13 protein-coding genes are annotated in these 13,989 nt (G+C 65.0%); all 13 read right to left on the reverse strand.

Annotation, left to right across the window (positions count from 1 at the left end):
- Nucleotides 1–6: 6 nt before the first annotated feature.
- Nucleotides 7–1,080 (reverse strand): branched-chain amino acid ABC transporter permease, encoded by a 1,074-nt coding sequence (locus R0232_RS16120; RefSeq protein ID WP_066690475.1) that lies wholly within the window; start codon nt 1,078–1,080, stop codon nt 7–9.
- 3 nt (nt 1,081–1,083) lie between these two features.
- The gene (locus R0232_RS16125; protein ID WP_066690478.1) at nt 1,084–1,971 is read right to left on the reverse strand and encodes a branched-chain amino acid ABC transporter permease; all 888 of its coding nucleotides are present in this window, start codon (nt 1,969–1,971) and stop codon (nt 1,084–1,086) included.
- Nucleotides 1,972–1,974: 3 nt separating this feature from the next.
- Nucleotides 1,975–3,903 (reverse strand): AMP-dependent synthetase/ligase, encoded by a 1,929-nt coding sequence (locus R0232_RS16130; RefSeq protein ID WP_431512738.1) that lies wholly within the window; start codon nt 3,901–3,903, stop codon nt 1,975–1,977.
- Complete coding sequence (locus tag R0232_RS16135; protein ID WP_431512739.1) at nt 3,890–4,735, reverse strand: ABC transporter ATP-binding protein; 846 nt, start codon at nt 4,733–4,735, stop codon at nt 3,890–3,892. The genes R0232_RS16130 and R0232_RS16135 overlap by 14 nt, the downstream gene beginning before the upstream one ends.
- A gap of 142 nt (nt 4,736–4,877) precedes the next feature.
- Entirely contained in the window at nt 4,878–6,101 is a 1,224-nt protein-coding gene (locus tag R0232_RS16140) for a CaiB/BaiF CoA transferase family protein (protein ID WP_431512740.1), read from the reverse strand.
- 15 nt (nt 6,102–6,116) lie between these two features.
- Nucleotides 6,117–7,283 (reverse strand): acyl-CoA dehydrogenase family protein, encoded by a 1,167-nt coding sequence (locus R0232_RS16145; RefSeq protein ID WP_060986553.1) that lies wholly within the window; start codon nt 7,281–7,283, stop codon nt 6,117–6,119.
- Between the two features lie 125 nt (nt 7,284–7,408).
- The gene (locus R0232_RS16150; protein ID WP_431512741.1) at nt 7,409–8,212 is read right to left on the reverse strand and encodes an enoyl-CoA hydratase/isomerase family protein; all 804 of its coding nucleotides are present in this window, start codon (nt 8,210–8,212) and stop codon (nt 7,409–7,411) included.
- Between the two features lie 39 nt (nt 8,213–8,251).
- Nucleotides 8,252–9,109 (reverse strand): MaoC/PaaZ C-terminal domain-containing protein, encoded by an 858-nt coding sequence (locus R0232_RS16155; RefSeq protein ID WP_431512742.1) that lies wholly within the window; start codon nt 9,107–9,109, stop codon nt 8,252–8,254.
- A 13-nt stretch (nt 9,110–9,122) separates the two neighbouring features.
- A complete protein-coding gene (locus tag R0232_RS16160; RefSeq protein WP_431512899.1) occupies nt 9,123–10,028 on the reverse strand; it encodes an SDR family oxidoreductase in 906 nt (301 codons plus the stop codon).
- Between the two features lie 46 nt (nt 10,029–10,074).
- Nucleotides 10,075–11,232, reverse strand: a complete 1,158-nt coding sequence (locus R0232_RS16165; protein WP_431512743.1) for a thiolase — start codon at nt 11,230–11,232, stop codon at nt 10,075–10,077.
- 3 nt (nt 11,233–11,235) lie between these two features.
- Nucleotides 11,236–11,649 (reverse strand): Zn-ribbon domain-containing OB-fold protein, encoded by a 414-nt coding sequence (locus R0232_RS16170; protein ID WP_431512744.1) that lies wholly within the window; start codon nt 11,647–11,649, stop codon nt 11,236–11,238.
- Complete coding sequence (locus R0232_RS16175; RefSeq protein WP_431512745.1) at nt 11,646–12,818, reverse strand: acyl-CoA dehydrogenase family protein; 1,173 nt, start codon at nt 12,816–12,818, stop codon at nt 11,646–11,648. The genes R0232_RS16170 and R0232_RS16175 overlap by 4 nt, the downstream gene beginning before the upstream one ends.
- Complete coding sequence (locus tag R0232_RS16180) at nt 12,815–13,981, reverse strand: acyl-CoA dehydrogenase family protein (RefSeq protein ID WP_431512746.1); 1,167 nt, start codon at nt 13,979–13,981, stop codon at nt 12,815–12,817. Before R0232_RS16180 ends, R0232_RS16175 begins: the two co-directional genes overlap by 4 nt.
- Nucleotides 13,982–13,989: the final 8 nt, after the last annotated feature.

Here is a 13,989-nt window from a genome sequence, read left to right on the forward strand (position 1 = left end):
CTCGCCTCACTTGCGTGCGTAGCCAAAGGGCCAGACCAGCAGGTAGTTGCGCACGTTGCCGTACATCTTGCCCAGTCCCATCGGCTCGATGAGCAGCACCGCGATGATGGTGGCACCGTAGACCATGTGCGGGATGTGGGCCAGGGTTTCGACGCCGATGTCCAGACCGAAGACCTTGGCGATCCAGGCAATGAAGGTGTTCATCTGCCCCGGCAGTAGCAGGATGAAGGCGGTGCCGAAGAAGCTGCCGATGATGCTGCCCAGGCCGCCCACGATGACCATGGCCAGCAGCTCGATGGAGACGTTGACCGCAAACTGCTCGGGTGTGACCGCCTTGTAGAAGCCGAAGATCAGGAGCGAACCGCTGACGCCGCCAATGAAGGCCGAGGTGGCGAAGGCCACCAGCTTGAAGTAGAAGCTTTGCACCCCGATCACCGCAGCGGCAAAGTCCTTCTCGCGCACGGCCACCAGGGCGCGGCCTAGGGCGGTGCGGCGAAGGTTGAGCATGAACACCGTGACAAAGATCACCCAGGCCAACACCACGTAGTAGATGCCCGCCTCGGACGTGACGGCCTGGCCCAGCAGCTTCATGGGTGGTGATTGCAGTGTGGCTGACACGCCGCCGCTGATGGCCGGCACGTGCGAGATCACCCAGTCCATCACGAACTGCATGGCCAGCGTCGACAGCGCCAGGTACAGGCCCTTGACGCGCAACGCCGCGAACGCGAACACCACACCCACAACGGCCGCGGTGATGCCGCCCAGCACTACCGCGATCTCCCATGGCACGCCGGCCCGTGTCGCGTGCACCGAGGCATAGGCGCCAATGCCCATGATGGCCGCGTAGCCGAAGTGGAACTGCCCGGCCCAGCCCAAGATGAGGTTGAGACCCAGCACGGCAGCCGTCCAGATCAGCCAGGGCTTGAGGTAGCTGGTGAGCACCAGCGAACTGAACAGCCAGGGCGCGGCCAGGGCGATCAGCAGGATGACGATGATGGCCTTGCGCTCGAAGGGGATGGGGAACAGCCCCCGGTCGCTGGCGTAGCGGGTGTGAAAAATGCCTGCTTGACGGTACAGCATCGTTCAAATCCTTTCGATGTCGTGGCGACCGAAGAGGCCGTGGGGACGGATCATGATGGTGAGAATCAGTACAGCCGCCACCACCAGTTCTCGCGTGCCGCCTCCCAGCAGGGGGTCGAGAACACCCGAGGCCACGCTTTCCAGGATGCCCAACAGCAGGCCGGCCAGGATGGCGCCGCCCAGGCTGTCCATGCCGCCCAGCACCGCCACGGTGATGCCCTTGAGCAGCAGCATGGCCAGGGTCTGGTCCACCGTCTGCACCGAGCCCCACAACACACCGGCCGTGGTGGCCACCACTGAGGAGAGCGCCCAGGACAGCGCCACGCCACGCTCCACCGAAATGCCCACCGACCAGGAGGCGGTGTAGTCGTCGGCGATAGCGCGCAGCACCACGCCACGCCGCGTGCGGAAAAACAGCATGAAGGCGGTGAACAGCACCAGCGAGACCACCGCACCTACCACATAGGCGCGGTTGAGCAGCAGTGGGCCGAGGAACAGCGGTTCGTCGCTGATGCCGATGTCCAGCGGGCGGCCGCTGCCTCCCCAGATGGTCATGGTGGAGGCGCGGATGAAGATGTCGATGCCCAGCGTCATCATCAGAATCATCACGATGGGCCGGCCGGCCAGGCGGCGCAGCGCCACGCGTTCGATGCCCATGCCCGCGAGGAACATGGTGGCCATGGCAGCCGGGATGGCCAGCCACATGGGCAGGCCAACGCCGTTGGCAAAAGCGAGCACCATGTAGGCGCCCAGCATGGTCAGACCGCCTTGTGCCAGGTTAGGCACCGAGGATGACTTGTAGATGAGCACGATGCCCATGGCCACCAATGCGTACATCAGGCCGGCCAGACCGCCGTTGACCGCAAGTTCGAGGAGATACATCAGGTCCATGGTTCAGACTTCCTTCACGGTCAGCAGTCGTTCGGTCACGCCGATCTCGCCTGTCTCGTAGGTGATTTGCGCACGCATCGTCACCTGCTTCTGGCCGCCGTAGATGGCTTCGATGATGGGTGCGTAGCGTTCCTCCACCACGTTGCGGCGCAGCTTGCGGGTGCGGGTGATCTCGCCGTCGTCGGCATCGAATTCCTTGTGCAGGCTCACGAAGTGGCGCAGCTTCAGGCCCTCGGGCAGGGTTTCGTTGACGTGGCGTACCGCCTGCGTCAGCAGCTCGATGACCTCGGGTTTTTGCGATAGGTCGGCGTAGGAGATGTAGGAAATGCCGCGCACCTCGGCCCAGTGGCCCACCGGCTCCTTGTCGATGCAGACGATGGCCGCCAGCGTGTCGCGTCCCTTGCCCAGCACCGCCACGTCTTTCACGAAGGGGCTGAATTTGAGTCGGTTCTCGATGTAGTTGGGGATGTAGCGCTCGTTCTTTGCGGTGTAGACCACCTCGGACACCCGGCCCAGCACCACCAGTTGACCATCGGGCTCCAAGTAGCCGGCATCGCCGGTGTGCAACCAACCATCAGTCAGCGTTTCGGCTGTCGCCTTCTCATTCTGGTGGTAGCCGCTGAACACGCTGCCCGAGCGGATCAGGATTTCGCCGCTGTCACTGATCTTCACTTCCACGTCTGGCAATGGTCGACCAACGGTGTGCAGCCGCACCTCGTTGGGGGCCTGCATGGCGTTGAATGCGCTGCTTTCAGTCTGGCCGTAGAACTGACGAAGGCGCACGCCCAGTGCGCGGTAGAAGACGAAGGTGTCTTCACCCATGGCCTCGCCACCTGTAAAGGCATTGCGCAGGCGGCTAATGCCGAGCTGATCTTTGATGGGGCCGGTCACCAGCCACTCGCCGAATGGGCGCAGCAAGCGCTGCAGTGTGCTCGGAGTCTCACCTGCCAGTTTTCGTTTCTCCGACAAGATGGCATGGGCCATGAAGAAGTCGTAGAGCTTCTTTTTCAGCCAAGTCGTGTCCTCCATGCGCACTTGCACCTGGGTCAGCATGTTGTCCCAGCTGCGGGGCGCGGCCAGGTAAAAGGTGGGCGCAATCTCTCGCAAGTTGTGCAGCACCGTCTCGGGCCGTTCGGGGATGTGGATGGAGAAGTGCAGCGCCACCCCCGCGCCCATGGTGATGGCAAAGTCGCCGATCCAGGCCATGGGCAGGTAGGCCAGAATGTCTTCACCAAACTCGAAAGACTGTCCCCTGAACGCATTGGCCACGCCGCTGAGCACGTTGCGGTGGGACAGCGCAACGCCCTTGGGCTTGCCGGTGGTGCCCGAAGAGTGGATCAGCACCGCCGGATCGGCCGGAGTGGCCAGCTCGGTCAGTTGCTGTGCCAGTCCGGCCTGCGATTGCAAACGGTTGTGGCCATCGTTCATCAGCTGCTGCAGCGACACCAGGCCGGGCGCCGTGTAGCGCGACAGTCCGCGCGGGTTGTCGTAGACGATGTGCTGCAGCGACGCACCACGCTCACGCAGATCCAGCGCCTTGTCCACCTGCTCCTGGTCTTCGGCCAGTACAAACTGCACATGCACGCTATTGACCACATGCATGATTTCCTCGGGCGTGGCATCGGGGTACACCGGCGTGGCAAAGCCGCCCAGCATTCCCACTGCCAGCATGCCCAGGTACAGGTGGGGCCGGTTGTCACCGAGGATCAGCACCGCATGGCCCTTTTGCAGTCCCTGGGCCTGCAGGCCTGCGGCGCAGCGCAGGGCCTTGTCAAAGGCGGTCTGCCAGGTTGTCTCCTGCCAGATGCCGCGGTCCTTTTCGCGAAAGGCAACCGCCTGCGGCAACACGCGTGCGTTGGCAGCCAGCAGCCGAGGCAGGGTGGTATCCGGGTTCAGGTCCCAGGTGCTGGAAGGGCGCTCACTGAACGGCATGGGCACCTCCCAGATAGGCCTTGATCACACGCGGATCGGCAATCACGTCTTTCGGAATCCCGGTGTCGATCACCTCGCCATAGCTCAGCACCATCATGCGGTCGCAGATGCCGGTGATGATGTCCATATGGTGCTCGATCAGCATCACGGTCACGCCGCGCTCTTCGCGCGCATCGAGGATGAAGCGGGCCATGTACTCTTTTTCTTCCTGGTTCATGCCGGCCATGGGTTCGTCCAGCACCAGGAAGCTGGGTTCGGCCACCAGCGCGCGCGCCAGTTCCACCCGCTTTTTCAGACCCAGCGGGATGGCGTCCACCGGCTCGTCGCGCACGTTCTCCAGTTGCATGAAGTCGATCACTTCCTCCACCACCTCGCGGTGGGCGATCTCCTCGGGCCGGCTCAGCCAGGGATAGAGGGCGGTGCGCAGCACGCTGGGCTTCATGTGCACATGACGCCCCAGCAGGATGTTGTCCAGCACCGTCATGCCGTTGAACAGGGCCAGGTTCTGGAAGGTGCGGGCCACGCCCCTGCGCGCCACCTTGTGCGGCGCCAGGCCGGTGATGTCCTCGCCATTGAGCAGGATATGCCCTTTTTGCGGCGGGAAGAAGCCGGTGATGGCGTTGGTCATGGTGGTCTTGCCGCTGCCGTTTGGTCCTACGAGGCCGAAGATCTCGCCGCGCCGGATGTGCATGTCGACGCCGGTCACGGCCACCAGGCCACCGAAGCGCCGCTCCACGTCGCGGCATTCGAGCACGGGTACCCCTGCCCGTTGGTTGGCTGGCGACGGCCCATGCTCTTTCGCCGTGGTACTGGTACTGTTGGTGTTGATCACTGTAGGTGCCTATGACATTTCACGGGTGAGCGTCTGCCTGTGGGCAGATCGTTGATTTTCTGTGTTGTATAAAAGCTTTTCAAATGTAAAACCTAACATTAGTTAGATATATAGGGCTTACCCTCGTATCGGCAGGATTGACTCAAGCGGGAACGTGTTGCGACACTGTTCCCCTCGCGATCAGGGCTTCGATGGTGGCATCGCCGTAGCCATGCTCGGCGAGCAGCTCACGCGTGTGCTGGCCGAAGTGTGGCGGTGCGCTGTGGGTCCGCCCCGGGGTGCGAGACAGTTTGACCGGAATGCCAATGCCTTGCGCCCCCTCGACTTGCACCACCATGTCCCGGTGCAGGGTGTGCGGGTCGGACAATACTTGGGGGATGGCGCGCACCGCGCCGGCCGGAATGCCGGCTGCCAGCAATTGATGGCACAGCAACTCGCCATCGACCTGGAGCAGGTGCTCCTCCAGCAGGGCGCGCAGCGTGTCGCGGTTGCCAAAGCGGTCGGCGTTAGTGGCGAAACGCGGCTCGCTGGCCATCTCCGGGCGTCCGAGGAAGTCGCACAGCTTTCTCCACTGGCCGTTGTTGCCGATGCCCAGGAACACCTCGCAGGTGCGGGTCCGGAATTTGTCGTAGGGCACGATGTTGGAGTGCGCGTTGCCGCTGAGCTGCGGCGCCTTGCCCGACAGCAACCAGTTTGCACTTTGCGGGTGCAGCAGCGACACGGCTGTGTCGTACAGTGTGGCTTCGACGAATTGCCCACGCCCGGAGCGCTGGCGCTCGACCACCGCCAGCAGCACGCCGATGACGGCGGACAGACCAGTGGTGAGGTCCACCACCGGCACCCCGACCCGCATCGGGCCGGTATCCGCGGAGCCGTTGACGCTCATCAGGCCACCCAGGGCCTGGGCCACGGCGTCGTAGCCCGGGGCGCCACCCAGCGGCCCATCGGCCCCGAAACCGCTGACGCGGCAATGGATCAGGCGTGGGAAGCGCTCGCGCAGCGCCTGCTCATAGCCGATGCCCCAGCGCTCGAGGGTTCCGATCTTGAAGTTCTCGATCAGCACGTCCGCGTCCGCGAGCATTTTCAGAACAATCTCGCGTCCCTCGGCGCGCGACAGGTCGATCACGATGTCGCGCTTGTTCCGGTTCAGACCGAGGTAGTAGGCGGCCGTGCCATCGTCTGCAAAAGGGGGGCCCCAGGCGCGGGTCTCGTCGCCGGCGGGCGGCTCCACCTTGATGACGTTTGCCCCGTGGTCGGCGAGGATCTGGCCGCAGTACGGCCCGCCGAGCACACGTGACAGATCGATGACCTTCAGGCCGGCCAGCGCGCCGAAGACGGGGAGGGGAGAACGCGTGCTCTTGCTCATGGATTTGGATGCGGATCAGTACGAGCGTGGCAGGCCCATCACGTGCTCGCCGATGTAGTTCAGCACCATCTCGCGGTTCAGCGGCGCCGTGCGCAGCAAGCGCACCAGGCCGTACAGGTCGTAGATGCCGTACTCCTTGGTGAAGCCATTGCCGCCATGGGTCTGGATGGCGGCGTCCACGGCGTGAATGCCGGCTTCGGCACCGGCGTATTTGGCGATGTTGGCGTACTCGCCGGCGGGCAGGTTCTGGTCGAAGGCCCAGGCCGCCTTGAGCGCCATCAGAGAAGCCATTTCGATCTCGCTGCGGGCAATCGCCAGCGGGTGCTGCACGCCCTGGTGGGCGCCGATGGGGGTGTTGTTGAAGACCTTGCGGTCGTTGGCATAGGCCACGGCCTTTTTCAAGGCGAAACGTCCGACGCCGGTACACAGGCCCGACAGGATGATGCGTTCCGGATTCAGCGTGTCGAACAGGATGTTGAAGCCCTTGCCGACTTCGCCCAGCACATCGGCCTCGGTCAGTTCAACGTTGTCGAAGAACAGTTGCCACTGCGTCTCCGGCACCGGGAAGGCGACAGGAATCAGCGTTTTGCTGATGCCTTTTTTCTTCATGTCGACCATGAAGATGGTGAAGCCATCGGTCTTTTTCTTCACCTCGGCGCGCGCCGTGGTGCGGGTGACGACCATCACGTAGTCGGCGCAATTCGCATCGGTGATGAAGACCTTCTGGCCGTTGAGCTTGAAGCCGCCCTTGCCGTCGGACTTGGCGATGCTGGTGATCTCGATCGAGTTGGAGCCGGCGTTGGGTTCGGTGATGGCGAAGCAGAACTTGATTTCGCCGGTACAGCCGCCAGGCAGAAACCGGCGCTTCATGTCCTCGCTGGCGTGCTTGGCCAGCAAACCCATGGTCATGGTCGGGCCGACCACCAGGTTGAGCAGCGGGATGCCGTTGTTCGCCAGCCCTTCCATGAACAGCAGCATCTCGGTCATGCCCTGGCCGGCGCCGCCATAAGCCTCGGGCACCATGATGCCGAGAAAGCCGTCGCTGGTGATCTGCTGGTACAACTCGGTCGGCCTCTCATTCTTTTCGGCGTAGCCGCGCCAGTAGTTGTGGTCGAACTGCTTCGAGATACGGTCGCCGTACTCGTAAATCATTCGCTGTTCCTGGGTCAGTGTGAAGTCCATATTCATTCCTCTCGATGGGTTGATTGCGGCAAGCGCCATGCGCCGCTGATGGGTTCAGGCGCGCTGGTTGCAACGTCGCCCCACCTGTGCGGGTGCGATGTTGATGATCTGGATAGGGCTCGTGCTCAGCTGTTGGCGGAGGGGAACTTGGGCGCGCGCTTCTCGCGCACCGAGGCCACGCCTTCGGCGGCATCTTCGCCCAGGAAGCACAGCATCTCCATCGCCAGCGAGCTCTCGAAGATCGGGCGCGCGACGTTCATCCAGCCGTTCAGCGAGCGCTTGGTCAGGCGGATCGCCTGCTGGCTGCCCGCGGCCAGCTTGTTGGCCACGGCCATGGCCTTGTCCATCAGTTCGGCGCGCGGCACGCACAGGCTCACCAGGCCGATGCGCTCGGCTTCCTTGCCGCCGACGAACTCGGCCGTCATCAGGTAGTACTTGGCCTTGGCCATGCCACACAGCAGTGGCCACAGGATCGCGGCGTGGTCACCGGCGGCGACACCGATCTTGACGTGGCCGTCGGTGATCTTGGCCTCCTCGGCCATGATGCTGATGTCGGCCAGGAAGGCCACCGCCAGGCCGGCGCCGACGGCCACGCCGTTGATGGCCGAGATGATGGGCTTGTCGCAGGCCATCATGTTGTAGACCACGTCCGAGGCCTCGGTCATGGTGTTGGCGATCTCCTTGGGGTTGCCGACCATGTTGGCCACCCATTCCAGGTCGCCGCCGGCCGAGAAGGCCTGGTCGCCCGCGCCGGTGATCACCGCTACCTTGGTCTTGGCGTCGTCGTTGACGACGCCCCAGATCTTGGTCAGTTCCCAGTGCAGGCGGCCATTGGTGGCGTTCATCACCTCGGGGCGGTTGATGGTGATCAGCAGCACGCCGTTGGGCTTGTGGTCGAATTTCAGAAACTGGAAGTCAGCGTAGTTCATCTTGTGTCCTTGAAAAATAAAGAGAAAGGCAATGGGCGCTCAGCGCAACTCGGCGCGCCCGTTGTTGAGCACGACGATGTCGCGTTCGATGGCCCGGGCGCGAAACGACACGACCTTGCCTTCGATCCAGATCTCGGTGCGGATCGTCTCACCGGGATAAACCGGCGCTGAAAAACGCACGTCGATCGATTGCACGGCGGCCGGGTCACCACCGCACACGCTTTGGGTGATGGCCCAGCCAGCGATGCCGTAGGTGGCCAGACCGTGCAAAATGGGGCGCTCGAAGCTGGCCGCGCGCGCCACCGCGGGTTCGGCATGCAGGGGGTTGTAGTCGCCCGAGAGGCGATAAACCAGTGCGGCGCACGGCTGGGTGGCGAAATCAACGCCATGGTCGCTTGCGCGTTCCGGCAGTTCGTGCGCCGCCTTCACCGGTCCGGCCGGGCCGCCGAAACCGCCATCGGCGCGGCAGAAGGTGGTTGATGTCAGTGTTGCCAGCAGTTTGCCGCTGGCGGCATCAAGTACCGTGCGTTCGGTGTAGATCAGCGCGCCTTTGCCGGGGCCCTTGTCGACGATGCCGGTGACGCGCGTGCGCCCGATCACCTCGCCTTCGGGGGGCACGGGCCGGTGCAGGCGCAGGCCCTGTTCGCCATGCACCAGGCGTACCCAGTCGATGCCGGTGGCGGGGTCCTTGAGCCACATGCCGGGATAGCCCAGCACCACCGGCAGGGTCGGCAGCGCGACCAGGTTCTTCTCGTAGACGAAGCGCAATTGGGCTTCGTCGGTCGGATCGACGCCCAGGCCTATGCCCAAGGCGTAGAGCATGGTGTCGCGCTGGGTGTAGCGGTGGCGCACGTCCTCGAAAGGCCACGCCATGAGTTTGTCGTAGTTGATCGCCATGGTGTTGGCTCGCTCAGACCGGGTCCCACGAGAACACGACGGACGAGTTCTCCAGCGGCGTGAAGCTGGGCTTCATCGACGGCAGCACGCGCTCGGCGATGGTCTCGGGCGTCCAGCCCTCGGCGGTGTGCATGCCGCGTGCCGGGCGGGGCTGGCTCATCAGGAAGATTTCGTTGCCGCGCACGGCGAAGATCTGGCCGGTGACCTCGTGCGCGGCGTCGCTGGCCAGGAAGGCCGCCATCGGCGCGATCTTCGCAGTGTCCATTTTCTTCAGTTTCTCGACCCGTGCCTGCTGCTCGGGCGTCTCGGTTGGCATGGAGCCGATCATGCGGCTCCAGGCGAATGGCGAAATGCAGTTGGAGCGCACGTTGTAGCGCTGCATGTCGAAGGCGATCGAGCGCGACAGCGCCGCGACACCGAGTTTGGCGGCGGCGTAGTTGGCCTGGCCAAGGTTGCCCAGCAGACCGGAGGTCGAGGTCATGTGCACATAGGCGCCGGACTGCTGGGTCTTGAAGTGCGGCGCCGCGGCGCGCGAGACGTAGAAGCTGCCGTGCAGGTGCACGTCGATCACGGCGTGCCATTCTTCGATCGACATGTTGAAGAACAGCCGGTCGCGCAGGATGCCGGCGTTATTGACGACGACATCAATGCGGCCGAAGGTGTCGGCCGCGCACTCGATGATGCGATTGGCCGCAGCCCAATCCGAGACGCTGTCGGTGCTGAGCACCGCCTGGCCGCCCGCGGTCTTGATCTCGTCGACCACCTGCTGGCCCGGGCTGGCGTCATTGCCCACGCCACCGACCGAGGCGCCGATGTCGTTGACCACCACCTTGGCGCCTTGCGCCGCCATCAGCAGCGCGATGTCGCGGCCGATGCCCCGCCCCGCGCCGGTGACGACCGCCACCTTGTCTTGCAGCATGATGCCTTTGTTCATGAAATGACTCCTGGTTGTAGATGTAAAGAAATCAGACGGTGGCGGCCGTGCCCAGCAGGGCCGTCACCTGGCTAGAAAGAACGCCCCCGTTGCCATGGCACAGCGCCACCTCGGCGCCGCGCACCTGCCGCGCTCCGGCCTCGCCGCGCAGTTGCTGCACCGCCTCGATCAGCAGGAACATGCCGTACATGCCAGGGTGGCAGCACGACAGACCGCCGCCATTGGTGTTGACCGGCAACACGCCGCCCGGCGCGATGCGTCCGTCGCGCACAAAAGCGCCGCCTTCGCCCTTGGCGCAAAAGCCCAGGTCTTCGAGGAACAGCAGCGTGTTGATGGTGAACGCGTCGTACAGCTCCAGCACGTCCACATCCTTGGGCGAGAGGCCGGCCATGGCGAAGGCGCGCGGCCCCGACTCGGCGGCGGCGGTGACGGTCAGGTCGGGCATGGAGGCGATCTGGTGGTGCCAGGTGGCCGCGGCCGTGCCCAGCACATAGACCGGCGGCTTGGGAAAGTCGCGCGCCCGCTCGCTCTTTACAAGCACCAGGGCGCCGCCACCGTCGGTGACCAGGCAGCAATCGAGCACCGACAGCGGATCGCTGACCATGCGAGCGGCCAGCACCTGTTCGATGCAGAGCGGATCGCGCGCATGGGCCAGCGGATTGAGTTGCGCCCATCGTCGCGCCGCGACCGCGATGTGGGCCAGGTCTTCGCGTGTGGTGCCGTACTGGTGCATGTGGCGCGCGGCGGCCAGGGCGTAGCTGGAGATCGGGTAGCGTGGCGCGTAGGGCGCCTCGTACAAAGGTGTCTCGGCCATCGACTTGAGCTTGCCGAAACCCGAGCCCTGGTTGCTGCCATAGCAGATCAGCGCCACCTCGCACTGGCCGGTGTGCAAGGCCATCGCCGCGGTGAGCAGGTGGCTGACGTAAGACGAGCCGCCGACCATGGTGGCTTCGCAGAATTTGGGCTTGACGCCGAGATATTCCGCCACCGACAGGCCGGCCAGGAAGTGGTAGGACGAGCCTGTGAACAGGCCATCGACATCGGATGGTTTCAAGCCGGCGTCGGCCAGCGCGCCGTGTACCGCCTCGCCCAGGATTTCGAGCGCGCTGCGGCCGGGCGCCATGGACACGCCGCCCAGGCTGGCGCCGACGATGGCGGCGCAGCCGCGCAGGGGTGAAATGGCGCTCATTGGTTAAGCTTCGCCCCGCGCCGCCGCCACGAAGACCAGCAGTTTGCCTTGGGCCGGATCATCGATCACGCGCGCCTGCACGGCCATGCCAATGCGCACCTGCTCGGGTGGCACGCCATCGACGCGCGACATCAGCCGCGGCCCCTCGGCCAGGTCCACCAGCGCGACGTTGTAGTCGCCACCGGCCTCGGCCTTGCGCCGCACTGTGGTGCTGGAATAGACCTGAGCGGCCCCGCTGGCCTTGACCCAGCCAAGCCGTGCCGAGCCGCAATGCGGGCACAGCGTGCGCGGATAAAAGACATGCTGGCCGCAGGCGGCGCAGTGCTGAATTTGAAAGCGGCCCTGCGCCAGCGCGGCCGCGAATTGCGCGTCCGGGCCGGGGCCGGCTAAGGGCTGGCTGGCGCTGTGCGCCATCATGACGGCAGCTGCAGCACGCTGGCGGCCAGGATGTTGCGCTGCACCTCGTTGCTGCCGCCATAGATGGTGGCGGGCCTGGCGTTGTAGAAGGTGGTCAGCACGTCGGTCTTGCCGCCGGGCAGGGCGATGTCGCCAGGCATGCCGCCGCTCGAGCCGGCGATGTCAACCAGCAGATCGGCCAGCCGCGAGTAGGTTTCGGTGGCGAACAGCTTGAGCATCGAGACATCGGGCCCCAGCGTTTCACCGCGTTTGACCTGCTCGATGAAGCGGCCGTAGAGCGCGCCCAGGTCGGCCACATCAAGGGCCAGCTTGGTGTAGCGGTCCACAAAGCCGGTGTCTTGAAACAGGCCTAGGCGCTGAGCGGCTTCCTGCACCCGCGCCAGCGCGTACTGGCTTTGCTTGGGGCTGCCCAGGAAGATGCGCTCGAAGCCGAGCAGCGCCTTGGCGATGGTCCAGCCCTTGTTCAGCTCGCCGACGATGTTGGCGCGCGGCACGCGCACGTTTTCCAGGAAGACCTCGCAGAAGTCCTCGCTGCCCGCGATGTTGCGGATCGGGCGCACGCTGATGCCAGGCGTCTTCATGTCGGCCAGCAGGAAGCTGATGCCTTGCTGCTTCTTGGCCTGCTTGTCGGTTCGCACCAGCAGAAAGATGTGGGTGGCGTCCTGTGCCAGCGTGGTCCAGGTCTTTTGCCCATTGACGATGAAGTGCTCGCCGTCGGCCACCGCCTCGGTGCGCAGGCTGACCAGGTCGGAGCCAGAATTCGGCTCCGAATAACCCTGGCACCAGATGTGCTCGCCGGCCAGGATCTTGGGCAGATAGTCGGCGCGTTGCGCGTCGTTGCCGTGGTGGATCAGCAGCGGGCCGACCATGGTGATGCCCATGTCGGGCGCGCGCCCAACGCCCCAGCGCTCCTGCTCCTCGATGAAGATGATGAGCTTTTCGGGGCTCAGGCCCATGCCGCCATAGGAGCTGGGCCAGCTCGGGGCGACCCAGCCCTTTTGGGAGAGCGTCAGATACCAGTCCCTGATTTCGGCCCAGCGCAGCCGCCGTTTGGGATAGCGCAAGTCCTTGGGGTAGCGGGTTTCAAAGAATTCGCGCACGGTGGCGCGAAAACTGCTGTTGTCGAGTGCGTTCCAGTCGGTTCCGGTGGTGGTCGAGGGCTTGTTCATGGGTGCTCCTGCTCGGTGGCGTTGCGGGTGAGGTCGGCGTAGCGGCGGCGCTGGAGCGTGCCGTTGCCCAGCCAGGCGGCAAGCACCAGGGCGCGTTGCAGATACAGTCCCAAGTCGTATTCGTCGGTGACGCCGATGGCGCCGTGCAGTTGCACAGCTTCGCGTGCCACTTGCAGCCCGGCGTCCGACGCGCGAGCCTTGACGCGGCTGGCCATTGCCGAGCGTGCCGTGGCGTCGGCCTGCGGGTCGTCAAGCAGGGCGACGGCTTGCGATACCACGCTGGCGGTCAGTTCCTGCTGGATCAGAAGGTCGACGGCGCGGTGCTGCAGCGACTGGAAGCTGCCGATCGGCTTGCCGAACTGGACGCGCGTGCGCAGGTAGTCCAGCGTCATGGCCAGCATGCTGCGCACCAGGGCCAGCAGTTCGACACTGCTCAGCACCAGGGTTTCGTCATAGGCGCGGGCGAGGGCGGCCACGGCGGCCGGTCCTTCGGCCAGCAGGTGCCCGGCAGGCAGGCGAACGCTGTTAAAGTTGAGCTGCGCCGCATAGCTGCCGTCGGCCAGTGGCTGGCTCGACAGGGTGAGGCCGGAGGCATTGGCCGGCACCCAGGCCAGGGCCAGACCGTTCGCTCCGTTGGCACTGACGATGTAGCCGTCGGCGCCGGCGCCAGGGCGCACATGGCGTTTGCCACCGCTCAGCAGCAGGCCATCGCCCGCGCGCTCCAGCCGGGTGGCCGCCTGGTCGAGAGGGTCTTGCGCGCCGGTGACCTGCTCCTGCCAGGCAACGGCAGGCATGGTGCGCCCCTCGGCGAGTTCGGTCAGCAGGCGTGTCGCCAGGTCGGTGGTGCTCGCATGCGCCAGCAGCCGGCCGGCGAAGACCAGCACCGGCACCACCGGTTCGGGCGCGACCTGAGCGGCCAGGGCGGCGGCCACCTCGGCCATCTCGGCGAAGCCCTGTTCGTAGCCGCCCAGTGATCCGGGCACCAGCAGCCCGGTCCAGCCCTGCTCGGCCAGGGCGTTCCAGAAACGGCGGTCGTAGCCGGGAGCCTGGTGGCGCAGCGCGCGTGCGCGGTGCAGAGGCGACTCTTTGGTGACGAAACCGAGCGCACTCTCGCGCAGCATGTTGAGTTGGTCGGCGCGTTCGCTGTCGGTAGGGGTGGTCATGATGGGGT

The organism is Variovorax sp. DAIF25 (genome assembly GCF_050711835.1).
Taxonomy (GTDB): Bacteria; Pseudomonadota; Gammaproteobacteria; order Burkholderiales; family Burkholderiaceae_C; genus Variovorax.